21 protein-coding genes are annotated in these 26,464 nt (G+C 36.1%); 18 read left to right on the forward strand and 3 right to left on the reverse strand.

What is annotated here, in order from left to right:
* Window positions 1-3 precede the first annotated feature (3 nt).
* Window positions 4-660: a polysaccharide deacetylase family protein gene (locus KFZ70_RS03100; protein WP_139697236.1), complete on the forward strand. Its 657-nt coding sequence runs from the start codon at window positions 4-6 to the stop codon at window positions 658-660.
* A gap of 98 nt (window positions 661-758) precedes the next feature.
* Here KFZ70_RS03100 and KFZ70_RS03105 read toward each other — a convergent pair whose 3' ends face one another.
* Together KFZ70_RS03105 and KFZ70_RS03110 are read right to left on the reverse strand one after the other, a co-directional pair.
* The gene (locus KFZ70_RS03105) at window positions 759-1,055 is read right to left on the reverse strand and encodes a co-chaperone YbbN (RefSeq protein WP_139697235.1); all 297 of its coding nucleotides are present in this window, start codon (window positions 1,053-1,055) and stop codon (window positions 759-761) included.
* Between the two features lie 139 nt (window positions 1,056-1,194).
* The gene (locus KFZ70_RS03110) at window positions 1,195-2,424 is read right to left on the reverse strand and encodes a metallophosphoesterase (protein WP_139697233.1); all 1,230 of its coding nucleotides are present in this window, start codon (window positions 2,422-2,424) and stop codon (window positions 1,195-1,197) included.
* A 183-nt stretch (window positions 2,425-2,607) separates the two neighbouring features.
* Between KFZ70_RS03110 and polA the strand changes: the two genes are divergently transcribed.
* Entirely contained in the window at window positions 2,608-5,457 is a 2,850-nt protein-coding gene (gene polA / locus KFZ70_RS03115) for a DNA polymerase I (protein ID WP_139697231.1), read from the forward strand.
* Window positions 5,458-5,841: 384 nt separating this feature from the next.
* Entirely contained in the window at window positions 5,842-6,795 is a 954-nt protein-coding gene (locus tag KFZ70_RS03120; protein ID WP_139697229.1) for an L-threonylcarbamoyladenylate synthase, read from the forward strand.
* A gap of 3 nt (window positions 6,796-6,798) precedes the next feature.
* On the opposite strand, the gene KFZ70_RS03125 is transcribed toward KFZ70_RS03120, so the two are convergent.
* Complete coding sequence (locus KFZ70_RS03125; protein WP_139697228.1) at window positions 6,799-8,748, reverse strand: YgiQ family radical SAM protein; 1,950 nt, start codon at window positions 8,746-8,748, stop codon at window positions 6,799-6,801.
* A 197-nt stretch (window positions 8,749-8,945) separates the two neighbouring features.
* On the opposite strand from KFZ70_RS03125, the gene KFZ70_RS03130 reads away from it, so the two are divergent.
* The 15 genes from KFZ70_RS03130 to rpsI all read left to right on the forward strand — a co-directional run bounded on the left by KFZ70_RS03130 (window position 8,946) and on the right by rpsI (window position 26,381).
* On the forward strand, window positions 8,946-10,892 hold the full coding sequence (locus KFZ70_RS03130) for a hypothetical protein (RefSeq protein WP_139697225.1): 1,947 nt from the start codon (window positions 8,946-8,948) through the stop codon (window positions 10,890-10,892).
* Window positions 10,893-10,950: 58 nt separating this feature from the next.
* Window positions 10,951-11,943: a hypothetical protein gene (locus KFZ70_RS03135; RefSeq protein WP_158293209.1), complete on the forward strand. Its 993-nt coding sequence runs from the start codon at window positions 10,951-10,953 to the stop codon at window positions 11,941-11,943.
* 18 nt (window positions 11,944-11,961) lie between these two features.
* Window positions 11,962-13,131 carry a BamA/TamA family outer membrane protein gene (locus KFZ70_RS03140; RefSeq protein ID WP_139697221.1) on the forward strand — a complete coding sequence of 390 codons (1,170 nt, stop codon included), beginning with the start codon at window positions 11,962-11,964 and terminating at the stop codon, window positions 13,129-13,131.
* A gap of 342 nt (window positions 13,132-13,473) precedes the next feature.
* A complete protein-coding gene (locus KFZ70_RS03145; RefSeq protein WP_139697219.1) occupies window positions 13,474-14,910 on the forward strand; it encodes a serine hydrolase in 1,437 nt (478 codons plus the stop codon).
* Window positions 14,911-15,084: 174 nt separating this feature from the next.
* On the forward strand, window positions 15,085-15,450 hold the full coding sequence (locus tag KFZ70_RS03150; protein WP_139697217.1) for a hypothetical protein: 366 nt from the start codon (window positions 15,085-15,087) through the stop codon (window positions 15,448-15,450).
* A 243-nt stretch (window positions 15,451-15,693) separates the two neighbouring features.
* Window positions 15,694-15,957 (forward strand): hypothetical protein, encoded by a 264-nt coding sequence (locus tag KFZ70_RS03155; RefSeq protein WP_139697215.1) that lies wholly within the window; start codon window positions 15,694-15,696, stop codon window positions 15,955-15,957.
* Between the two features lie 104 nt (window positions 15,958-16,061).
* The gene (locus tag KFZ70_RS03160) at window positions 16,062-17,627 is read left to right on the forward strand and encodes a M20 family peptidase (RefSeq protein WP_139697213.1); all 1,566 of its coding nucleotides are present in this window, start codon (window positions 16,062-16,064) and stop codon (window positions 17,625-17,627) included.
* Between the two features lie 32 nt (window positions 17,628-17,659).
* On the forward strand, window positions 17,660-19,000 hold the full coding sequence (locus KFZ70_RS03165; protein ID WP_407515914.1) for an amidohydrolase family protein: 1,341 nt from the start codon (window positions 17,660-17,662) through the stop codon (window positions 18,998-19,000).
* Between the two features lie 154 nt (window positions 19,001-19,154).
* Window positions 19,155-20,069, forward strand: coding sequence for a hypothetical protein (locus KFZ70_RS03170; RefSeq protein ID WP_139697208.1), 915 nt, complete (start codon window positions 19,155-19,157; stop codon window positions 20,067-20,069).
* A gap of 191 nt (window positions 20,070-20,260) precedes the next feature.
* Entirely contained in the window at window positions 20,261-21,505 is a 1,245-nt protein-coding gene (locus tag KFZ70_RS03175; protein WP_139697206.1) for a DcaP family trimeric outer membrane transporter, read from the forward strand.
* A gap of 72 nt (window positions 21,506-21,577) precedes the next feature.
* Complete coding sequence (locus KFZ70_RS03180; protein ID WP_139697204.1) at window positions 21,578-22,333, forward strand: hypothetical protein; 756 nt, start codon at window positions 21,578-21,580, stop codon at window positions 22,331-22,333.
* A gap of 209 nt (window positions 22,334-22,542) precedes the next feature.
* The gene (locus KFZ70_RS03185) at window positions 22,543-24,270 is read left to right on the forward strand and encodes an amidohydrolase (protein ID WP_139697202.1); all 1,728 of its coding nucleotides are present in this window, start codon (window positions 22,543-22,545) and stop codon (window positions 24,268-24,270) included.
* 263 nt (window positions 24,271-24,533) lie between these two features.
* Window positions 24,534-25,352 carry a hypothetical protein gene (locus tag KFZ70_RS03190; RefSeq protein ID WP_139697200.1) on the forward strand — a complete coding sequence of 273 codons (819 nt, stop codon included), beginning with the start codon at window positions 24,534-24,536 and terminating at the stop codon, window positions 25,350-25,352.
* 187 nt (window positions 25,353-25,539) lie between these two features.
* A complete protein-coding gene (gene rplM, locus KFZ70_RS03195; RefSeq protein ID WP_139697199.1) occupies window positions 25,540-25,995 on the forward strand; it encodes a 50S ribosomal protein L13 in 456 nt (151 codons plus the stop codon).
* Window positions 25,995-26,381: a 30S ribosomal protein S9 gene (rpsI, locus tag KFZ70_RS03200; protein WP_139697197.1), complete on the forward strand. Its 387-nt coding sequence runs from the start codon at window positions 25,995-25,997 to the stop codon at window positions 26,379-26,381. The genes rplM and rpsI overlap by 1 nt, the downstream gene beginning before the upstream one ends.
* Window positions 26,382-26,464: the final 83 nt, after the last annotated feature.

Genomic DNA, 26,464 nt, shown 5'->3' on the forward strand with positions numbered 1-26,464 from the left:
GGCATGCCCTTAGCTCCTGTAAAAACACCAGTAGTTGCCAAAAAATTATTCCCAAACTATGTTTGGGATATAGCAACTACTAACAAGGTTTTGTATCTCACTTTTGATGATGGGCCCACCCCTAAAATCACTAATTGGGTACTCGAGACGCTTCATGACTATCAGGCTAAAGCGACTTTTTTTTGCATTGGAAATAATATTGAAAAACATCCTGACATTTTTCAATCTGTGGTAAAAAACGGTCATAGCATAGGCAACCACACAAAAAACCATATAAAAGGTTGGAAAACCAAAACAAACCCTTATATAAATGATACTATTGCGGCAGAATACATTATAAAATCTCAGTTAAAACATTCAAACAAAACCTATTCTAATTTATTCAGACCTCCGTACGGTCAAATTAGCCCAAAACAAGGCAAAACACTTTTAGAAAAAGGCTACAACATTATTATGTGGGATGTTTTATCGTTTGATTGGAATGCTTCTATTGGTCCTGAAACATGCTTAAATAATGTTATTAATAAAGCAACATCGGGCAGTATTATTGTGTTTCATGATAGTGTAAAGGCCTCAAAAAACATGCAATACGCTTTACCTAAAGTGTTAGCTCACTTTACTTCTAGAGGATATACTTTTGAAGCTCTTGATTTTAATTAGGCGCTAAACTTGCAAATATTGAAGCATCTTCTTTTTGCGAGAGCAACATTAGTTATCGTCATACATCACAAAAGCCTCATATAAGAAATCATAAATACTCACATATAGTCTTGCACAATATCTATCAATGTGTTGGCATCTTGCTCTCCACTTTGACGCCATTTCATTTCGCCATTTTTGTAAATAATGAGTGTTGGTGTAGATTTTACGCGCAAAGCTTCTGCTAATTCTTGATTTTTATTAACATCAATTTTTATCACTTTAACTTTGTCACCAAGAGCAGCGGCTACATCTCTAAGCACAAGATGCATGGGCTCTGACTGTTCATTCCATTCTGCATAAAAATCTAACAAAACTGGAATTTTAACATCAATAAGTTCCCCGAATTTTGACATATTCTATTGTTTATTAGTCAAACACATGAACACAGACTTATGCTAATTTCAAAAGGATGTATCCCTAGTCATTATCTAAGCGTTTATGTATCATTATAAAAGTAAGCAATTTCTAGAGAAATACAACATTTACAAATACTTATGCTTGGGCTTGCCCTTTTTTAAGCTCAATCACTGTAATTTCAGGCCATATCCCTACACGCCCGGGATAGCCTAAATAACCAAATCCTCTATTCACATTAATATATTGCCCCATTTCTTTATAAATACCTGCCCAATGTTTATAACGCCACTTTACGGGACTCCATTTTATCCATCCTGGTATTTCAATACCAAATTGCATACCATGCGTATGTCCGCTTAAGGTAAGGTGATAGTGATACGCATCATTAATTACTTCTGCTTCCCAATGTGAGGGGTCATGGCTCATTAAAATTTTAAAATCATTTGCATCTACCTCCCTAGCCGCTTTTTTTAAATCGCCAGCCTTTTTAAAACCACCTTTACCCCAGTTCTCTACACCAACTACAGCAATACGTTGTCCTTCTTTTTCAATGAACTTGGTATCATTCAGCAACAAATTAAACCCCATATCTTTCTGCATTTGTTTTAAAGTTTCTAAGTTTTGCAGCTTTTCTTCTTTTGAAGACCAGCTTACATAATCGCCATAATCATGATTTCCTAAAACGGAATATACACCGTCTTTAGCTTTCAGCGTACTGAACAAGTTTTTCCAAGGCAACATTTCAGATGCCTTATTATTCACCATATCACCTGTAAATAAAATAGCATCCGATTCCTGTTCGTTAATAAGACTTACCGCATATTCTATCTTTTCTCTATTATCAAAACTTCCTGAATGTATATCACTAATTTGCGTAATTCTATATCCATCAAAAGCCTCTGGTAAATCCTCAAAATGCAGGGTGTAATTTAAGACTTTGAAACGGTATTTACCTCGATACATCCCATACAATAACGACGTCAATGGAATAGCCGCCAATCCAAGTGCAATCTGACTAATAAATTTTCGCCTTGAAGGCAAATAAAAACCATCATTTTTGGTAACTAACTTATCATAAACCCCAAGAATAACTCTTAAAATATCTTCACCAAACAATAAGGGTACGAGTACCAAGTTGAATGATATATAAGCTAATAAAAACCCAAACGCGTAACTCTTAGCAGGGTTTAAAACGCGCCCTTCAGAATACACCGTAAACTGAATCAAAAAATTAACCGCTATAATTAAAGCAATGGCAACAAACAGAAAATGAATCCAAACATTTTTGGTAACTGTTTTTATGGCCTGAAATCCATAAAAACTAATAAACAGATATAACAGGATAAAAATAACCCAACGTAGCATAAATCTTTTTTACTCAAAGATAAAAGTATTCTGAAGCAATGCTAAGCATCTGGTTTTTATTTAACTAATTGTTAAGAAAAACAAGGCAACGCAAGTAAAATGAAAGCAAAGACTCAATTCTCTATTAATTTAAATATTACGAGTAACTTTTTGTAGTTTTGGTTTTCTATCAAAACATTTAAAATGCCAGAACAAAAACGCCTTTTTTTAGTAGATGCTTACGCTTTAATTTTTAGAGGGTATTATGCCTTTATAAAAAACCCTAGAATTAACTCAAAAGGAGAAGACACCTCTGCCATTATGGGTTTTATGAACTCCCTTTTAGATGTTATAAAACGTGAACGACCAGACCATCTTGCGGTTTGTTTTGATAAGGGCGGAAGTGCAGATCGTGTTGAAATGTTTGAAGCATACAAAGCCAATAGAGATGAAACACCCGAAGGCATAAGAACCGCCATACCCCACATTCATAACATATTAAAAGCCATGCATATTCCTATCATGGTTAAGGAGGGGTATGAAGCCGATGATGTAATTGGAACCTTGTCGCGTCAAGCCGAAAAAGAAGGCTACAAAACCTATATGGTAACGCCCGATAAAGATTTTGCACAGCTTGTTACTGAAAATATTTTTATGTACCGTCCCGTTTTTGGCGGAGGCTATGAAACCTGGGGTATCCCCGAGGTTCAAAAAAAGTTTGAAGTTGACAGCCCTTTGCAGGTTATTGATTTTTTAGGCATGATGGGCGACTCTAGTGACAATATACCTGGCTTACCAGGTGTAGGCGAAAAAACCGCCAAAAAATTTATAGCCCAGTTTGGAAGCATGGAAGGTTTACTAGCGAATACCAATCAGCTTAAAGGCAAAATGAAAGAGAAGATTGAAGCCAATGGTGAATTAGGACTACTCTCAAAAAAATTAGCCACCATTATGCTTGATGTTCCCGTAACGTTCAATGCCAAAGATTTTGAATTAGACCACCCTGATATTGAGGCGGTGAAACAAATTTTTCAGGATTTAGAATTTAGGCGTTTAACGGAAAATTTCATAAAAACCTTCGCCGTTTCAACAGACGAAACCCCGGTAGAAGAAACAAAAAGAAACACAATTTCAGAACAAAAACCCACTCGAAAAGAAACCAAATCGGCAGGCGCTGGTCAATTTTCCTTGTTTGAAACAGATCTTTCAAACGAGCAACAAGTTCCTTTAGAACACTCCAGAAAAACAGCTGACACAACCAGTCATTTTTATCAGTATATAAATACCAATTTAGCAACTAAACTGTTCTTAACAAACCTGATGAAACAGCATTCAGTTTGTTTTGATACTGAAACCACTGGATTAAACCCTCTAACTGCACAATTAGTAGGTATTGCCTTTTCTTGGGAAGTTGGTAAAGGCTTCTATTTACCTTTCCCTAAAGACCAAAAGAAGGCTCAAGAATTGATAGAAGAACTTCGTCCTTTTTTTGAAAATGAAACTATTGAGAAAATAGGCCAGAATTTAAAATACGATATTAAAATGCTTGCCAAATACAACATTGAGGTTAAAGGCAAACTTTTCGACACCATGTTGGCCCACTATCTGATAAATCCAGACATGCGTCATAACATGGACGTCCTTTCTGAAACCTATTTAAACTACACCCCTATTTCTATTGAAACGTTGATTGGTAAAAAAGGAAAGAATCAAATATCTATGGAAGAGGTTCCAGTAGAAAAGCAAACCGAATATGCTGTTGAAGATGCCGATATTACCCTACAGCTTAAAGAACACTTTAAAAATGAATTAGGCGAAGCCAATACTCAAAAACTGTTTGATGATATTGAGATTCCTTTACTAAGGGTTTTAGCGGCTATGGAATTAGAAGGTATAAATTTAGATAAAGGGTTTTTAAATACGTTATCGGAGCAACTCAATAAAGACATTGCATCACTTGAAAAAAGTATTTACGAGGCTGCAGGTGAAACATTCAATATAGCATCACCAAAACAATTGGGCATCATTTTATTTGAAAAAATGAAACTGGTTGACAAACCTAAAAAAACAAAATCCGGACAATATTCAACTGCTGAAGATGTTTTAAGTTACTTAGCAAAAGATCATAATATTATTCAAAAAATCTTGGACTTTAGAGGACTTTCAAAACTAAAAAGCACCTATGTTGATGCTTTGCCGAATCAAGTTGAAGAAACCACTGGCAGAGTGCATACCGACTACATGCAAACAGTGGCCGCCACTGGACGTTTAAGTAGTAATAACCCGAACTTACAAAATATTCCCATTAGAACCGAACGTGGCAGACAGGTGAGAAAAGCTTTTATTCCTAGAAATGACGACTACACCTTATTGGCAGCCGATTATTCACAAATAGAATTACGCATTATTGCCGCATTGAGTCAGGAAAAAACCATGATTGAAGCCTTTAAAAACGGAGAAGATATTCATGCTTCAACCGCTTCAAAAGTGTTTAATGTGCCTATTGAAGAAGTGACTCGTGAACAACGTAGTAATGCCAAAACTGTAAACTTTGGAATTATCTATGGAGTTTCTGCTTTCGGATTAAGCAATCAAACTAATTTATCTAGAGCTGAATCAAAAGCATTGATTGACACCTATTATGCTACCTATCCAAAACTAAGAAACTACATTAGTGAACAAGTAGATTTTGCTCGTGATCATGGTTATGTGCAAACGGTTTTAGGGCGCCGCCGTTACTTAAAAGATATTAATTCTCGTAATGCTGTGGTTCGCGGCGCTGCTGAGCGTAATGCGGTAAACGCGCCTATTCAAGGAAGTGCTGCAGATATTATTAAAATTGCCATGATTAATATTTACAAAAAATTAGAAGGAGGTCATTTTAAAACCAAAATGCTACTCCAAGTACATGATGAATTGGTGTTTGATGTGTACAAACCAGAATTAGAAGCTATAAAAACCTTGGTGAAAACTGAAATGGAAAATGCTTATAAATTGGATGTTCCGTTAGATGTTGATTTAGGTGTTGGAAACAATTGGCTAGAGGCGCATTAATCTTTCTTTATTATTAGGGTCCTGAATGATTTAAAATTAAAACATCGAAAGTCTCACTATAATTATCTGGAGTAAGCATTTTTTCTTGGAGGTTGCTTCTTTGTTGAAATTAATTTTGACCTATCGAAAGTTTATCGTAAAGCTTGAAGTAAAGTCCCTGTAAAATTTCAGGTTGTTTGAGCCTAACAGAACATTTTATGAAGTACTAATTTTAAAGGCGAGTTCCTAAAACTTGAGAGGCAAACAAAAAATTTAGATAAAGATTCGTAAGCCCAGATTATTTGGATTCGTTTTTCCATCAATGGAAAAAATGAATATCTGAAATTGTTTTTGGACTGGATTGTTCATTTTTTAATTAATTTTGCCCTCATATTTTTTTTAACCATGAGCATTATTTCTAAAGACATACAGCAAGCTGCAAGTATATTGCGTACTGATGATATTGTTGCCATCCCTACTGAAACCGTGTATGGCTTGGCTGGAAATATATACAGCGAAACGGCCATAAAAAAGATATTTTCAACCAAACTACGACCATTTTTTAATCCGTTGATTGTGCACATTCCTTCGGTTGATGATTTGCCAGAAATCGTTAGCTATATTCCTGACAAAGCGAAATTATTAGCGGAAGCTTTTTGGCCTGGATCTATGACCTTAGTACTGAAAAAACAAGCTAAAATTCCAGATTTAATTACCGCTAAAAAAGATACGGTTGCCGTGCGTGTACCTAATCATCCGGTAACATTGGCTTTGTTGGAAGAAATTGAATTTCCGTTGGCGGCCCCTAGTGCGAATCCGTTTGGAAGCATCAGTCCTACAAAACCCGAACATGTTGAACACTATTTTAAAAACGATATTAAGCAGGTATTAGATGGCGGGGCTTGTATGAATGGTATTGAATCTACCATTATTGGCTTTGAAGGCGATGAACCTATTGTGTACCGTTTTGGAGCCCTAGCGCTTGAGGTCATTGAAGCCGTGGTTGGACCCGTTAAGGTTAAAACCAAAGATGAGATTAGTCCGGAAGCACCTGGTATGCTGGAACGACACTACGCACCTTCAACCAAAACGATTTTAACTGATGACTTGGAGGACGTAGTTGAAAACTATAGCAACAAACGCATTGGCATTTTAGCATTTCGAAACAAGTTGAACAGGGAAGTTTCATCACAAATAATTTTATCAGAAACCGGAAATTTAGAAGAAGCCGCCTCGCGATTGTATGATGCCCTTCATCAATTGGATCATGAAAATATAGACATTATTATAGCAGAACGCTTACCTAATCATGGCCTTGGAAAATCTATCAACGACAGATTAGAGCGTGCAACAAAATAGTTGCTAACGCGGTTTTTTCTTCGAGCGGTATTTTACCTTGTTTTTTCTTCTATTAAATGGCACGGCATCATTAAAGGTGTGTTTTGGTTTACCAGGCTTGTTTTTGCGCCATTGCTCTTCCTTCTTCGGAAGCAAGACATCCAACAAATCTTGACGCCCTAATTTATTCAAGGTATTTCTAATCCACGCTTTATTTTCATCTTTATACCAGAAGAAGAAACGGTGCTGTTCATCTTTCTCCTTTCTGGTTCTAGGGGTGCGCACCTTTTTTAAGGTGTACGGATGATACCCACTGTAATAAATAACAGTAGCTACCGTCATAGGGGTAGGCGTAAACCCTTGCACCTGCTCTAACTGAAAACCCATGTCTTTAGTTTCGGCAGCCAAATTAGCCATGTCTTCAGCTTCACAAGCTGGGTGATTCGAAATAAAATATGGAATTAACTGAAGTTTCAGCTTGTTTTTTACATTAATCTTATCAAAACGTTCTTTAAACTTATGAAAATAAGTAAATGATGGTTTACGCATCAATTTCAATACGGGGTCGCTGGTATGTTCTGGTGCTACTTTTAAACGCCCAGAAACATGTTTGGTCATAACCTCTTCAGTATAATCATCTAACTCTTTAGGGTCCGCATTTTTATTGAATTCTGGCACCAACATATCGTGACGAATACCGCTTCCTATAAACGATTTTTTTACTTTAGGATGATTATCAACCGCTTGATATAACTGCGTTAAAGGTTTATGAGAGGTATCCAGATTACTACAAATAACAGGTGAAATGCATGAAGGTGCTACACATTTATCACATATAGTTTGTATTTTTCCCTTCATCTTATACATATTGGCACTTGGCCCACCAATATCAGACAAGTACCCTTTAAAATCAGGCATATTTGCCACGGTATCTACTTCCTTTAAAATAGACGCCTGGCTTCGCGACGCAATAAACTTTCCTTGATGCGCCGAAATAGTACAAAAACTACAACCGCCAAAACAGCCTCGATGGATGTTAATAGAAAACTTAATCATCTCAAAGGCTGGAATCGGGCCACGTTTATTGTATTTCGGGTGTGGTAAACGCGTGTAAGGTAGATCAAAAGATGCATCAATCTCTTCTTCCGTCATGGTAGGATAGGGTGGATTAATCATCAAGGTTTTATTTCCTACCTTCTGAAAAATACGCCGTGCTGCCAATTTATTGGACTCTTGCTCAATAATTTTAAAATTAGATGCAAACGCCTTTTTGTCTTTCAAGCAAATATCATGTGAAACAATCTCTACATCTTCCCAATTACTATTTTTTGGTATTTTATCTTTTTCACTCAGTAAAACAGCCGTTTGTTTTACAGTATTAATGCTGCTAAATGGTACGCCTTTTTGAAGCAAACGCACAATTTCCCGTAAGGGTTGCTCACCCATACCATATACCAACATATCCGCTTTAGAGCTTTCTAAAATGGTTGGCATTAGCCTGTCACTCCAATAATCATAATGGGTAACACGACGTAATGACGCTTCTATCCCACCAATCAACACGGGTACATTGGGCCATTTATCCTTAAGTATTTTGGTATAAACAGAAGTAGCATAATCTGGTCTAAATCCAATATCACCATTCGGTGTATATGCATCTTTATCCCGACGTTTTTTATTAGCATTATAATTGCTAATCATAGGATCCATGCAACCACCTGTAACGGCGAAGAATAACTTTGGCGACCCTAATTTTACAAAATCCTGAAGATTATCATTCACATTAGGCTGGGGCACAATAGCCACCTTTAACCCGTAACTTTCTAAAATACGTCCAATAACAGCAGGACCAAATGATGGATGATCCACATAGGCATCACCGCTAAACAGGATGACATCGAGCTCATCCCAACCGCGAATTTTCACCTCTTTGTTTGTGGTAGGCAACCAATTTGAAAGTTTTAACTCTTGCATAACGCTGCAAAAATAACCAAAATTAAATTGACTCTTACAGTGAGACCAACCATTACTTGATTACGCAAACCTTTAACTAGTAAACATAATGAAAAGGCAATGCCTCATTTTTATACCCATTATAAAATTTCAATTCTTAATACAATATCCTAAAAGTTTGTTAAATTTGATTAAAAATTATAAAAAATAAAAATGCTATGAGGAAGCTTCATGCTGCCTTACTTCCGCTTTTGCTATTGTTGTTTACTTGTGAAGAACCAGTTGACACCGTTATTGAAGCTGTTGATGAGGCTAACACCATTTTAAGAAAATACGAATGGAAATTGGCTAAATTTAAAATTGAAGTGGCCAATGATGACATCCCACCACCAATTCTATTTAACAGTACGGATTCTTTGATAAAAAAAGGCATTTACGATTTGGACGATATGGTGCTTGATGCCTCTGAGATGCGCACTTACAAAGTGAATTTTACCCATGATGGAAAAGTTTTGACCAAAGACGGTCAGTTAGATTTGATTGGAGGCGATAAAGATGTTAAATATTTTGTTTTTAACGATAAAAATGTAAGAATAAGCGCTGCAGAGAAATTAATTTATGACTATTTATACGATGGTAATAACAATGAAATTATTTTAACTGCAAATCAAGGAAGTATCGCCAGATTAGTGAATAAAGTCAATCAAGACCTTATTGATAAAGTGGCCAATAAATCACCCGAGAAGATTGGAGACCTCATGGCTCATTTGCTTTTCAATAATGAGAAGCTACAATCTTTAATTAACAACGTTATTGTTGATGCCATTTCGGGAAAACTAGAATTTATAAATGAATTTGATGAGGAAACTGCTGCTAAATTTCTTGCCTCAGAAATCTATAAGGTGCTCTCTCAAATAGACTGGGAATCTGCGCTAACCCAATTACTTAAAGAACAACTAGAAAAATTGACCAATATTGACCCTGATAAAGTTTCAGAGGACATCAGTGCGGTTATTGTGGCGTTCATCAATGAAAATATCACTGCCGACACCATTTACGAAGTCATTTTTCCTTACATAGAATCTATTCCTACCAATGCTGAGAAGGTATCTGAAACAATTTCAACATTAATTGTTAACCTATTTTTTGAAGTTTTTGCACCCAATGTATTACAACCAGTACTTACCGATGCTTGGCGTGATTTTACAAAATTAGATGAAGAAAAAATAACAACAGTTTCTGATACGCTAGCCTATTATGTTAGTGACATATGGATTAACCAGGAAAACGTATCTAACTTAATTCTACCATTTACACAAAAAATTGATGAAACATCTATTTTAAAAATGGGAGAATTGGCTACAGAGGCCACTAATGCCATAGAAGGCATTGTTAATGTAATTAATGATAGTTTTTCAGACATTAATTTACAGCCAGATTATGAAAGCATGCAAAGTACGATTAAGGCTGCCTTTATTGCTGCTAAACCCGTAATTGGTCTTGTTGGTGGCCCTGAAAAGGCTGCTGATGAGGTGGCAGGATTAATCATCAGTCAGTTTTTAAACCAAAACAATATAAGTTCTGCGTTTCAACTTGGTATCACTTACTTGCAATCTATTGACCCGGAAATAGCAGGAAGCACTATTGCTGAATGGTTATTGAGCCTTGAACCTGAAATTGGCCCAGAGATTATTAGCTATTTAACTGATTTTTTAAGCCCTATTCTAGAAAATATAAACCCAGAGCTTACCAGTTTAGCTATAGCCAATGCTCTTAATGATTTTATTTCTGAAAATATCACGCCCGAAAAAGTAAAATCCCTACTTCTTCCAATTTTGGAAGCCTTTGCCAATCTTAATGCCGAAGCCGTGGCTAACTTTTTCGCTAAGGTTATTTTAGACTTAGACATTATTAAAGACACTATTACCGAAGAGAACATTAAAAATGTATTGCTCCCTGTGCTTCAGAAGATTAAAGAAACAGACATAGAACAACTGGTTCAAAACTTAATAGATGCCGTTGTAAATAGTGGTATTTTTGAAGACACTATTACAGAAGAACGCGTTGCAACCATTATATCCTTGCTCATTTACAAATCAGCATGGGATAATGTTCAAATAGCTAATAACTTTAAAGAAGCAACAATTGTACTCAGACATGATTAAAAAGAATATAACATATATAGCTGTAATAATTGGGTTATTTTTAGTAAAAGGCTCATGTATGGGTCAGATAGCCAATATAAGTATTTCAGAAGAATATCAAAAATATCGGGACAGCTTAATGGAAACGCCTTACGAATGGCATTTTCCTATTTTGGGGTCTAAATTAAGAAAAATGGGGTTCGATTTACCTTATCCCAATGGTATTGGAGTTAATTACGCATGGTCTAGACAGAATATAAATATAAGTAATGCTTATGTAGGGTTCGATTCTGATAATTTAATAGGTATAGATGGTATAGCACGATTCAGAAAAATTCAAGCAGATGTCAATGCTGTTAATGTAAGATATGATTTTTGGTTGCTACCATTTTTAAATTTTTACGGTATAGCAGGACGAATAAACTCTCAAACTGAAATTAACTTAGGGTTGCCTTTTGATTTAACCTTTAATACCAACAATAATGGAACAGGAATTGGTTGGGGTACTGTTGTGGCGGGTGGTGTTGGTCCTTTAGTTTTATCGGGAGATTTTACTATGGTATGGACCTTTATGAAAAACTTAGATCAGCCTTCAAAAACCATTGTTTTAGGAGGTAGAGGTGGTTATATGTTTCGATTTCCTAAACGCCCAGACCGAAACCTTGTCGTTTTAGTGGGTGCTCAATATTTGGGTATTAGTAAAGGCGGCAGTGGTACCGTTGATTTAGAAAAACTGGTCGGTATTACCCCTGAAAAGAAAGCAGCGGCTTTAAACCAATTAAACGATTGGTATGATGAGCTACCAGACAGTGAACAAGAGGTGTTATTCCCCATTTATGATGGAGCTTCAAGGTGGCTATCAAGTAATGAACCTGTTGAACTAAAATACCGATTTGACAAAACCATGTATTATCCTGTAAGTATGAGTTTAGGGGTTAATATGCAAATCAACAAAAGATATACCTTTACAGGAATTTACTCATTCTTGGGAAGTAGACAACAAGTTGTATTTGGATTGGGATATAGGTTTGGAATTAAAGGTAACAATTTCCTATCTGGTTTAACCCTTTAACTATTTTAGCAACATACTGTGTTTAAATTTTTAAAATTAAGTACTCTATTTATCGTTCTTACTTTTGTTAATCCTGTATCTGGACAAAGCAAATCCTTTTTTGGAAAGATTACCTCCTCTCTAAAAAAGAGACAACAACGAAAGGACTCTACTATTGCTGTTGGCGGTCCTTTTCTCAGTATTTTTGCTGGTCCAGGTTATACACCCGAATCAGGGGCTTTACTTGGGGGCGGACTACTATATACATTCAGTACCAATAGGGCCAATAAAAATTTACAGCGTTCATCTATTCCATTACTTGGTAGCATCAGTACCAGAGGTAATATTACGCTAGGGTCTATTGTTAACACGTTTTGGCTAGATAATAAGTTAAGAGCAAGAATGGCTGCAAAATTCTCTAACGTTCGCGCCGATTATTTTGGCATAGGATATGAAAACAATGCTGCTATTGAAAAAGGTGAAGACACCTCAGAATACAACAGAACATTTTATCAGGTTGAACCCAAAATAGAGTATCAAATACTACCAAATCTTTATGGAGGTATAGCCTTTATGTATAGTAATTTTGACGTAAAAGAAACCAACCCCATAATGGCCATTGACCCCAATTACATAGAATTTGGACCAAAAATAAGGGAGTCTGGCGTCTTTTATTCCTTAACTTTTGATAGCAGAGATATTGTGGTAAATGCCTATAAAGGCGCTTACATCTCTTTTTCTTATTATAATGCCACCGATAAATTAGGAGGTAATCAAAACTTTGAAGCTATTGAATTAGATGCTAGATATTATAAAACCTTAAATAGACCAGGGAATCTTTTAGCTGCAAAATTATACACTAGAAAAGCCATGGGACATGTGCCTTATAGCGCCATGACACTTATTGGTTCAACAGATTTATTAAGAGGCTACTTAAACGGGTTATACCGTGACAAATCTGGGATGGCCTTCATAGGCGAATGGCGCTATATGTTTTTAAATAAAATGAAAGACATGAGTAAAGTAGGTCTTGTAACCTGGCTAGGAACAGGTTCTATAGGAAATAGCTTTGATGACTTTCAAAATTGGCTACCAAATGGCGGTGTTGGCTTTCGGTATGAAGTACAACCTAGAATGAATGTACGTGTAGATTTTGGTATTGGAAAAAATAGTACGGGGCTTTATTTTAATTTCTCTGAAGCTTTTTAATACTTTTTTTAAAATCTAAACCTCCCCTTTTTTAATTAACATATATTGAACGAATTCTTATCACAATACTGCAGATATGTATAATTTAAACATATACCTAATTACGTATTTATTCCTATTTATTTGAACTCATACAATGGATACCTATTGTTCAATTATTATACCTACAAACTTCTATTTGCTTTATAAACCGACTAATTACTAAGTAAAATCAAGTAAGAACCTTACACCTTAATCTAGATTAAGCATGGTTCTTAATTTACCTTATAAGCATACCTGCTAAAAGCATAGCATCTTTGCATCATGATAATTAATTAAAAAACATTAATAAAAATAAAAATCATGAAAACAAATTTTTATCCTAGATTTATAGCAATCCTAGCTATTGCAATGCTTACAGTAAGTTGTAGCCAAACAGAAAACACAAAAACGGAAGCTAGTGCTTCTACAGAAAAAACGACTTCTGTGCCTCCAAACACTGAAGTATTTCTTAAAAAATATGCAGGACAAAAGAATAATTTAACGGTAGCTGAGCATAAAAAACTTCTTGAAGAAGGTTACCCACTCAACAGAATGCGTAGGGCTCAAGATTTATTCTCTGCAAGACATTTCACCTCGGATGTTATGGATGATAAAGAGACCGGTATGGATGATGCTCTCTATTACCACAATTTCATGTGGGAATTTTTACCAAGTGCCGTGGTGCCAGCTTCAGAGAATCAATTTGAGTTGCCGAGAGTATTGGATAGCAGGTTCGATGAGATTACCTATGATGACGTAGAAGGGAATGCATTTCCAACGCTAATCGAGTACACGAATTCTTCCGAATCTAGACTACAGGCCATCATGATGATACATAAGGGAAAAGTGGTTTATGAAAATTACCCTGGAATGCGCCCTGAAGACAAGCATGTTTGGATGTCTGTAACCAAAGCTGTTACCGGCACGCTTATGATGGATTTAATTGTATCAGGTAAAGTGGATGATAACGCTCCAATTACCGATTACGTTCCAAGATTAAAGGGTAGCGATTGGGATAATGTTCCCGTTCGAGCGGTTTTAACCATGTCGGCAGGTTTAAATGCTGATGATGTATCGGGTAATATGTACAAATACGGCACTATGGAACAGCGCTACTACCAAGCCTCATTTGGAGACCTGTACGAAGGAAAGCATGAAGATTGGATAGATGTAATTCGTGAAGCAAAAAAAATTGCTGAACCCTATAGCCTGTATCAGTATGCTAGTATGAATACGCAAGTATTGAGTGTAGCCATTGAAAACGTCACTGGAAAGAAAATGGTGGATCACCTATACGATAGACTCTTCAAATATGCCGGTACTGGTGAATTTGTGCCCAACTTGTTCCCTGATGGAACCATTCATTCAGCTACCGCTATGAATTCAACGCTTGAGGATATGGGAAGATTTGGCCTACTATACACACCATCTTTCCAGCGAATTACAGGCAAAGAAGTAATATCACAAGAGATTATTGACTACTTATTCGAGAGCATGATACCTGCTGAAATTTTCAATAAAAACTTTGTAGGAAAAACAGCTTATAAATACTTAGGTGATCAAGCCGTAATAGGAAGTGGCGCTCAATTTGACTTCTTATGGGAAGATGGGGCTCTTGCCAAGTTGGGACACAATGGTCAGGGAATCTACATTGACCCTAAGCGGGACTTTGTAGGTGTATATTTCAGTTCATCCGTTGACCTTAATCGCCCTGTAGGATATATGAGAGCAGCAGCTTTGTCATTAGATAATAAATAGCACACTAGACTGTTAGGTTCCAGGATAAAGACTCACTATGAAGTTCTAAATATAGAGAATTTCATAGTGAGCCTATTTTGTTACACTTGAAATATTTAAGGAGATGCTAGTTATTATAAAACCTTAAATAGACCAGAGAATCTTTTAGCTGTAAAATTATACACTAGAAAAGCCATGGGACATGTGCCTTATAGTGCATTGACACTTATTGGTTCAACAGATTTATTAAGAAGCTACTTAAACGGGGTATACCGTGACAAATTTGGGATGGCCTTCATAGGCGAATGGCGCTATATGTTTTTAAATAAAATGAAAGACATGAGCAAAGTAGGTATTGTAACCTGGCTAGGAACAGGTTCTATAGGAAATAGCTTTGAAGACTTTCAAAATTGGCTACCAAATGGCGGTGTTGGCTTTCGGTATGAAGTACAACCTAGGATGAATGTAGGTGTAGATTTTGGTATTGGAAAAAATAGTAAGGGGCTTTATTTTAATTTCTCTGAAGCTTTTTATCAGCTAAAACGTATTCAAATTTTTTAAAATTTCTTTAAAGTTTTCATACACAATGCTTAATCGTATTGCTCATTTAGCACTAATTTTCTTTTTAAACCACTAATTTTAAAAGAAATACGTTTAATGTTTTTCTCAAACATTAAACAATGTTAAGAAATCATTAACATGGTATACTTTTTTTATAATGCACGCATAGTTTATAAAAAAATGCTTATTTTTATATTGGTTTTCATTTGCCAACTTGCTTTATTAATCTCTAACTAACATTTTATGAATACAAGAATTTCAACATTCTTAGTGTTTTGTTCATTTCTATTTTTTCTAATTAGCGAACAAAAAGCCATGTTCATAAAAATTGCTGGTGTAGTTGATGGCATCATTGAAAAGGTCAAATTATTCAGCAAAATTTATTTAAAAAGAACACCAGTAAAACAAATTCCTGAAAACATAGCTTTATTCCCATATTTGGAGGATATGTATTGGCGAGCAAACTATACCTATGCAGTCAGGGTTAGTTCAAATAAAGTCCCTTGAGAAAACAACAACCTTTTCAGATTCCCCCAAACATTTTATTATTATTAAAAAATGATATCGTTTAAAAAAAACAACTAACAATGAACTTCAAAAATAGTAATCATATGAAATCTAAATTTATTTATTACGCTGGAATATGCTCCCTTGCCCTATGCTTTAGTTGCAACCAAAAATCAGGACAAAGTACGTCAGAAGAAAAACCTTCAGAACCTGTTAACCTAGAAAATTTTACTTCTATGCAGATGACAGGTATTGAGCAAATATCTGTTGATGTCGATTTAGATGCTGCGGTTAAAAGACTATCAAAAGCCGTAACTTTTAAAACAATATCTAACCAAGACAGAGATGATTTTGATACCAAAGCTTTTGAGGGGTATCATAAATTTTTAGAACAATCATACCCTTTAGTACATAAAACACTAAAAAAAGAACTACATGGCGATCCTAGACCTTACAGTTTACTTTACACTTGGGAAGGTAAAGATCCTAGTTTAGAACCAGCATTATTTTATGCCCATCAAGACGTTGTGCCAGTTCCTGAGGAATCTAGGGGAGAATGGAAAGTAGAGCCTTTTGCAGGCACTGTAAAAGATGGTTACATCTGGGGCCGCGGGGTGTTAGATGATAAAAATCAAATTCATGCTATTTTAGAGGCAGCCGAAATGAAACTTAAAGAAGGTTGGCAGCCAGAACGTACCCTTTATTTTGTATTTGGACAGGATGAAGAAGTAGGAGGTGCAGAAGGTGCCAAAAAAGTAGCCGATGTTCTAGAAGCACGAGGTATTAAGCGATTTGCTTATGTTATGGATGAGTCCGCTCCATTAACTCCTGGTATATTTCCAGGTATTAAAGACAATACGGCATTAATTGGTATTGCTCAAAAAGGGTTTATTAGTTTAGAATTGGCTATACATGGTATTGGTGGGCATTCTTCTATGCCTCCAGAAGAATCTAACATTGGTATTTTGGCAAAAGCGATTACGAAATTAGAAGCAGCTCCGTTTCCTTATAAAATACATCCTGCGGTTCGTTCGCAATACCGTTATATGGGGCCAGAATTAGATGAATCACTACAGCCTCTATTTGCTGCGGTTGCTTTTGGTAAAGATGGAGAACTCACAGACATGGAAAAAAAATTCATTGAGAGCATGACAAAAAATGAAGTAACAAGAGCCATGTTACATACTACAATAGCTACCACCATGTTTAATGCAGGTATTAAAGATAATGTATTGCCACCTTCAGCAACCGCTGTTGTAAATTTCAGACCTATGCCAGGTGATACTCCAGAAGTGATCATTGAACATATTAAAAAAGCAATTAACGATGATCGCATTCAAATTAGAGACATTTCTGCTTCAACACCAGCTACCAACATAGCACAGGTAGGCAATCCAGCTTATAATATGCTTGAAAAAACCATTCGTCAAATCTATGGTAATGATTTAATTGTATCGCCTTTCTTTGTAATTGGTGGTTCAGATTCTAAACACTTTCAGGCACGTGATTTTGCACCAGATGTATATACCATCACTGCTATTCAATTAGAAAACACCGAAGAATTTAAAGGATTCCATGGTGTGAATGAGCGTATTTTGGTTGATGAATATGCCAAATCTATTGGCTTCTTTTATACCATATTTGATAATCTAAAAGAGCTTAAAAAATAAATTACTTAGCTATTAATCCATTAAATTTTTTTATGAAAAACCACAAATTAACCTTAGTTCTATTAATGCTTTTCTTAAGCCTTATGGCTTTTAGTCAAAAAAAGCAAACTTCATCCATACTTATTAAAAACGCCAACGTTTTTGATGGTGTAAATGAAAAGCTCATTGAAGGCACAGATATTCTAGTGGAAGATAATCTGGTTAAACAAATAGCCAAAAGCATAAAAGCCCCGAAAGGCGCTGAAGTTATTGATGCTGGTGGAAAATTTCTAATGCCAGGCCTTATTGATGTGCACTGGCATACCACTTATGCGTATACCCCAGCAACTGTACTTATGCTAAATCAAGGCGATATGCCAGAAGTAGCTATTCGAAGTATGACGGGCGCTAAACTCACTTTGATGCGTGGTTTTACTACGGTTAGAGACCCAGGAGGAAATCCATTTGCCATTAAAAAACTAATAGATTCTGGAGAATATCCAGGGCATCGTATTTTACCATCGGGGCCATTTATGAGTCAAACTTCTGGACATGCCGATTTTCATACGGTACTAGCAGAAAACCCCAGGAACTCTACTTCAGAACTCAGCTACTGGGAACGTAATATGATGGCCATGATTGCTGATGGCGTGCCAGAAGTACGTAAAAGATCAAGAGAAATTTTAAAGTACGGTGCTACGCAAATAAAAATTTGTACCGGCGGAGGCGTATCTTCACAATACGACCCGCTAGATGTTGGTGAATTCTCTGTAGAAGAAATAGAAGCTGTCGTAGAAGAAGCCGCAAACTTTAACACCTATGTACATGCTCATGTAATGACAGATGAAGGCATCAAGAAGTCTATATTGGCTGGTGTAAAATGTATAGAGCATGGTTTTTTTGCCTCAGACGAAACTTTAAAACTAATGAAAGAACATGATGCTTGGCTAAGTCCTCAAGCTATGTTTGCAGACGACATGAAATGGGCAAGTCCTGTTAGCGAAAAAAAATGGCTTCAAGTTACAGACGCTGTTAACAATGTATATACACAAGCACGCAAGCTAGGTGTAAATGTCGCTTTTGGTACAGACCAATTAATGGACGCCTCTAAAGCCGCACAGCAAAGCCTCTATTTGGTAAGAATGGGCACTTGGTTTACTAACTATGAAGTGTTAAAAATGGTTACTTCTGATAACGCTCGTCTGTTAGAATTGAGTGGTCCGCGCCACCCATATCAAGAAGGGCCATTGGGTAAAATTGTTGAAGGCGCCTATGCAGACCTGATTATTATTGATGGTAACCCAATGAAAGACCTTAGCGTTATGCAAGAATATGACGAAAAATTTCAGCTAATCATGAAGGATGGTAAAGTGTATAAAAACACGTTAAAATAGATTATATTAAAAGGCCTTAAGTGAGGTAATATTGCTTCACTTGAGGCCTATTGATGTTCTTTTTGTAATCTATGAAGCATCATAACATTTTAAGCCAAAACAAATAATATTACCTTTAATATTACACCTAAAATAACATTTAAAAACTATGACTATGATTACTCTTAAAAAACGACAAAACATAATTTGTGCTGTTTTACTGCACCTTATTATGTCCTTTCTAGTAGTAAATGCCCAAGATACAGGAGACAGTAAAAAACCAGATTCTGATGAAGAATTAGCAAAAAAACTGGCTAACCCAAATGCCACATTAGGCCAAATGCTTTTCCCTATAGATTATGTAAATTACAATGGCGATATTCCAGATGCTAATCAAAATGGTTTTGTATTGAATTTTCAACCGTCATTACCTATTCCTATTTCACAAGGTATAAATCTTTATGTGAGGCCATTAATACCTGTTTTCTTATCACAACCGGTTTTAGGGATAAATGGTTTTGAAAATAAAGGCGGTTTAGGTAACATTAGTGCCGATGTAGCCATAGGTAAAACCTGGCCATCAAAATGGATTACCTTGGTTGGTGTTTTTGGAGGTTTTCCTACGGCTTCAAACAAAGCATTAAGAGCAAGCCAGGTAACGCTTGGCCCTGAAATAATGGCTGCTAAACTCACCAAATGGGGTGTATTAGGTTTAATGGTGAGTCAAGCCATAGGTGTTGGTAGTGTAAAAGATTATGCGGGAGGTACCATTTTCACCAATGATGTATTTGGCACAAGTACAGGGCCTAAAAGTGCAAGCGTTACAGCTGGACAGTATTTTTATACCGTAAATCTCAGCAAAGGTTGGCAAATTAGTGCCACACCAACGTATGCATACAATCATCGTGGTACTAAAGGCAATAAACTATCCTTACCAATAGGAACAGGTGCGCAAAAAGTATTAAAGTTCGGCAAGTTACCAGTTAGAATGGGCTTACAATACTGGTATTATGTAGCTTCTCCTGATGCCTTTGGCCCGCAACACCAAATTAGATTTACATTTGCCCCGGTAGTTCCATTACCTTGGTAAATCACTATACAATTCAATTTATAATAGAAAATTCTACAAATTACATGAACTTTTTATTATAAATTGAATTATTTTTATGCGTTATTTCGTGATACACAAACCATATGATTGCTAGTCAAAGTGCATAGTAAGTGAAAATTATTTTCTATTCATGCTATGGTGACTACATTACAAATATTAAATTTCTATATATGAAAAGTAGTAGCTTTTTTTCCGTACTAATAAGCCTTTATTTTTCTTTAACTCTTCAGGCTCAGGTTAAAGACTCTATTCCTAATCCATTAGAAACACCAAAAGAGGATCTTAAAGAAAGTGTTTTAAAAACAGCTAGAGAACATCTTGTTAGTTCTAAATTTCCAGGGTCATGGCCCATGTTTGGTACCGATTTTCGAATGAAAATTGGAGGCTATTTAAAAGCTGACTTTTTGTATGACTTTAATGGCACCCGAGATAAAGACCAGTTTCTCATGTCAACCATACCTGTAGAAGGGCAACCTGAATTTGGTAATGAAGGATACACCCATTTTTTGGTTAAAGAAACTCGTTTTAACATTGATGTAAGACGCCATGCCGAAGGAAAAATACCATTACATTTATTTTTTGAAGGCGACTGGTTCAATACTTCTGGTTATTTTAGAATAAGACACGCTTATATTGGCGCTGGCGATTTCATCATTGGTCAAACCTGGACCACCTTATCATTTTTAGAATCTATGGCCTTTATGATTGATTTTGCTGCTGGTGACGCCCTGTTTGGAGGTCGCTCCATACAAGTAAGGTATCAAAAACAAATAACAGACAAAATAAAAATTGCTGCAGCCATAGAAAACCAGAACTTTTTAGGCATTGAAAACCCTAACAATTTTGATGGCAAGGCATCTTTGCAACTCCCTTTACTCGCTTTGAGAATGGATTACCGTTGGAAAACTGGTGTGTTATTTTTAGGAACAAGTGTGGCTCAATTACGTTGGGATGGCACCAATACAGGCCCCTACGATCAAACCATTCAATGGAATTTTGTGGTTGCGGGAAGACAGTATATTGGTGAAAACAATTATTTTACCTACAACCTTAATTACGGTTCCGCTTGCGGGGAAAATATTATAGCCTTTGCTGGCAGTAACGCCAATGCCGTATTAAATGCCGATGGAAAACTTGAACCAATGATAGCCAAATCAGCGTTAGTTGGTTTTATGCATCGTTGGGCTCCTAAATTAGAAAGCAATATAAATTATGCGTATGGATGGCTTGGTGCACCAGCATCACGAGCCGATTTTGCATTAAAACGCGGTGGTATTGGTCATTTAAATCTGGTATATCGATTTGATAAAAACTTCACAATAGGTGCTGAATACATTTGGGGTGCACAACGAACCTCTAATGATGCTTACGGGGAAGCTAACAGACTGCAAACCATGGCTAAATTTGAATTTTAAAGAGAGCAGCGATTAGCTTATATATAGGGGTTATTTCATTCTAACAATGAAAATTCTAAAAGCAATAGTTTCATGCCAAACAAACAACTATTTATTGGGTTTTACGTTTTATCTATCACTCTCTTTACAGGGCACGTTTATGGGCAACAATTTGCAGGAGACAATCAGTGGGTGGCGCCTCATGGTGTGGGTACGTTAGTGGCTACTGCCGGACAGGATTATGCGCAATTTTATGCCATACTGGCCTTTTTACCCGAATGGGAGTTTAATTCACAGTTTGTATATTATTATAATGACCCTAAAACCAATTCAGAAGCTTTTATAAACCCTTCTTTTTATTTAAAGCGCCGGTTATATCAAAACGAAGCAGAAACAGCAGGCTATTCAGTACTGGGAGGAGTTGGTTTGTTTCCTCACCATTTAGACTACGGAGAAATAACCAGTAGTTTTCAATCCTGGTGGGTTATGGGTACCGCCACGTTTGCTTTTGCTAAAAATAATGTGCTTTTAGATATATTACCAGGAGCAACGGTAAACTTAGATCATAAACAAACAAATACTACGGCTTGGGGTTTCACTTATAGCTCAAGACTTGCAATATATAAAGTCATTCCACAATCGGCTATCGTTGGGGAAGTATTTGGAACTGCTGGTCAAGCAAACGCACCCATTAGTTATCGTGCGGGTGTAAGATGGGAAAGTAAAAAATGGATAGTTGCATTGACCTATTCTAGTGCTTTCAACAAGTCTCAACGAGCGGGCTTAGAATTAGGAATAATGTGCTACACTAATGCTTTATTTGGAGAAAACCGTCAAAAAAATAAATAGTGAAGTTAAATAGCTATAAATAAGGTTTAGAGTTTGTCTTATTTAATTCAAGTAACTGTCATTCATAACTCCCATGATTTTACTATCTTTAAATATAAATGAAGCGCTAAAAATCAGCTACTTGTAGCTTTAAGTTAAAAACCTAAACATGTTTTTCTTGAATATTCTGGTGTTTAAAAAAAATTAAAACTATTGCAAATACATTTACTATGAAATTAACTAATCAAAGAAAAACAGCAATTATATTGTTGGTGCTAAGCATGTGCTTCACTTTTGGATGTAAGCAAGAGAAAAAAGAATCGTTTGATGCGCAGCTGTATTTTGGGGGAGACATACTTACTATGAAAGGTGCCACACCAACATATACAGAGGCCTTGGTTGTAAAAGAGGACAAGATTGCCTTTGTAGGTACGCTTAATGAAGCTGAAAAGCAATTTAGCAACGCCAAAAAAGTTAACCTAAACAGCAATACTATGTTGCCTGGTTTTATTGATGGTCACGCTCATTTTACAGCATTTAGTATTCAGGCTATTGGGGCACAAATATTACCTCCCCCAGATGCTGGAGCTAAAAACATACCCGAACTTATTAAAATTCTAAAAGCATGGAATACTCCAGAGAACAGAGCCTTAACTGGTTGGGTTTTTGGGATGGGATTTGATGATTCTATATTAGAAGAAAAACGTTTTCCAACGAAGCATGATCTAGATGAGGTAACCACAGAATTTCCAGTTATGATTGTTCATATTTCAGGGCATTTTGCTGTTGTTAACTCTAAAGGTCTAGAAAAAATAGGCTATGATGCTAGTACTAAAAATCCCGAAGGAGGGGTTATTAGGCGAGAAGAAGGCAGCAATGAACCCAATGGGGTTTTAGAAGAGCTTGCTGCTATACCTTATGCCTTTAAGGCAACCACTCCTGTAACTAAGGAAGCCTCGGATAAATTCTTTGAAGCTGGTCAAAATATGGCATTATCATATGGCTATACAACGGCTCAGGATGGTAGAACCATGAAAGCTAGTCATGATATGCTTGCGGCTGCATCAGAAAATGACAAGTTAAAATTAGATGTAGTCAGCTATATCGATTACACTGTTGTTGATGAGTTGATGAGTACGCCTTGGAATAGTACCACATACAATAATCATTATCGTATTGGAGGTATGAAAGTGACCCTAGATGGTTCTCCTCAAGGTAGAACCGCTTGGAGAACAATTCCATATTTAATACCACCCGATGGACAAGACGCCAACTATAAAGGCTATCCTGCCATACCAAGTGATAGCACCTTACTAACCATTTATGAAAAAGGGTATAAAAACAACTGGCAAATACTAAGTCATACCAACGGCGATGCGGCTGCAGATCAACTGTTAAGAACTATGCGAAAATTGGAAGAGCGCTATAGTCATGATAAAAGGCGTGATGTTATTATACATGGTCAATACATACGTAAAGACCAGTTAGATGATGCCAAAGACCTTAATTTAATGGTTTCACTTTTTCCATTGCACACGTTTTATTGGGGAGATTGGCATAAACAAATCATTGGAGACAGTTTAGGTAATAAAATTAGCCCTACCAGAACAGCTTTGGATAAAGGTGTGAAAATCACTATTCATACAGATGCACCAGTAGCCTTACCAAACCTGATGCGTATGGTAGGGATTTCTGTAGAACGCAAATCGCGATCTGGACAAGTTATTGGAGCAGACGAAAAAATTTCAGCCTACGAAGCTTTGCAGGGTATTACGAGTTGGTCGGCCTATCAGCATTTTGAAGAAGATAGTAAAGGCACATTAGAAGTTGGAAAATTAGCAGATTTAGTAGTTCTTGATAAAAACCCGTTAAAAGTTCCTGAGGCAGACATCAAAGAAATTCTTGTTTTAGAAACGATAAAAGAAGGAAAGTCCGTTTATCTAAAACCAAAAAAGTAACTAACAAATATTCTTAAAAAAAGAACTGCTATGTTTAATTCTAGTTTTTATGCTGTATGTTGTTAGAGTACTAATAAAACAAATTAGAAGATGACGATGTTAAATTAAAATAAATGCTTTTTATTATTGTCTAGTTAATTTATAATATGCATAGTGTCAATCAAAATAGCTTTGTACTAAGTTTTCAACCTTCTTGTCCAATTTAGGGGTTACAAGGTGAAACCTTGATACGGCTTTATTAATTAATTTAAATACAAATTAAAATGAAGAAAATCATTCTTTTTGCTATCCTTATTGCTCTCAGTGCTCAAACCATAGCTCAAAACGAAGACCGTATTCTTGAAGACGAAATTATTCAGGTAGAAGAGGGTAAATTTACCTACGATATGTCTTTTGCTTTTAAAACCATGAATGTATTTAGAGGGCTTACCCCTTCAAAAACACCTGTTTTAGCTACACAAGCAGGTGTTAAATATGGTGATTTTATTTTAGGATTTTACGGAGGGGTTAATACAAATAGTGCATATCAAGAAACCGATCTTATTCTTATTTATTACAGACCAAAATTCAATCTAAGATTAGACTGGTATTACAATTTCACGGAAGGTATTACCAATATCCCCACAGCGTCTGGTTTTTTTGATTTTAATCCAGAAACCACACGTGGCCTTTTAGATTTTATGGCAAGCTTTAAACTATCTAATCATTTTTCACTGTTGTCATCAACCTTTTTATTTGGTAGAGACCGGCCATCCTTACCTGAAGATGATGCCAATGACATTTTATTAAGACGGGGAGAACAGCGCTATACACAATACTTTAATGTGACTTACAGCAAAAAAGCTGGAGATTACAAAATAGAAGCGCATATAGGGTATTCTTTTAGTTGGAACGATTTAAGCGGTCCCACATTCTACTCTAGCAAAGCAGGCTTTAATGATATTGGAGTCTCATTAAAACGTAATCTTGTTGACACAGACAAAATTACTATTCCTATAAAAGCATCCATGGTTGTAAATCCGTTGAGTGATAATGTGTATTTGGTAGCCACCATTCAACTTGTAGATATTACCCGATTTTAAACCTGCGCTTTACACCAAATAAAACAATTTATACCTACCTAACATAATACAACACATAATATGACTTCAGCTAGCTGATTTTCAATAACAAAAAAACCCGCAGCAGGGTTTGGTAATCAAATTTATAATCGTAAATTTGCAAACTCTTTTTGAGAGAGGAATGTTTAATAATTAAAAATCAATTAGTGTGGACACATTAAGCTACAAAACGATTTCAGCAAACAAAGCTACTGTAAATAAAGAGTGGGTTTTGGTTGATGCTGAAGGTCAAGCGCTTGGTCGTTTAGCTTCAAAAGTTGCAAAACTATTAAGAGGTAAGCACAAGCCAAACTTCACACCTCATGTTGATTGTGGAGATAATGTAATCATTATCAACGCAGAGAAAATCACATTATCCGGTAACAAATGGGCTGAGAAATCATACATTCGTCACACAGGATACCCAGGAGGTCAAAGAAGTTTAACTGCTACAGAATTGTATGGAAAAGATCCTGCAAGAGTAGTAGAAAAATCAGTAAAAGGAATGTTACCTAAAAACAAATTAGGTGCCGATTTATTCCGTAATCTAACCGTTGTTGTTGGTTCAGAGCATAAACACGAAGCTCAAAAACCAAAAACAATCAATTTAAACGAATTTAATTAATGGAAGTAATTCACAAAATCGGCCGTAGAAAAACGGCTGTTGCTCGTGCTTATGTATCTGCGGGAAGCGGAAACATTACGATTAACAAAAAAGACTTAGCTAATTACTTTACTACCGCTACGTTACAGTACAAAGTAAAGCAACCATTAGCTTTGACTAACAATGAAAGCAACTTTGATATTACAGTAAATGTATATGGAGGTGGTATTACTGGTCAAGCAGAAGCTGTTCGTTTAGCTATTTCTCGTGCTATGTGCGAGGTTGATGCTGAGAATAGATTAACTTTAAAACCAGAAGGTTTATTAACAAGAGATCCAAGAATGGTAGAGCGTAAAAAATTCGGTCAGAAGAAAGCGCGTAAGAAATTCCAGTTCTCTAAACGTTAATATCATTTTCAGATGTGCGGCATAAACTATCTTGTTTCACATCTATATCAAAAATTTAAAAAACAGTTATTGTTGTCCTGGTC

Source organism: Allotamlana fucoidanivorans (genome assembly GCF_045788535.1).
In the GTDB taxonomy this organism is placed as follows: Bacteria; Bacteroidota; Bacteroidia; order Flavobacteriales; family Flavobacteriaceae; genus Allotamlana; species Allotamlana fucoidanivorans.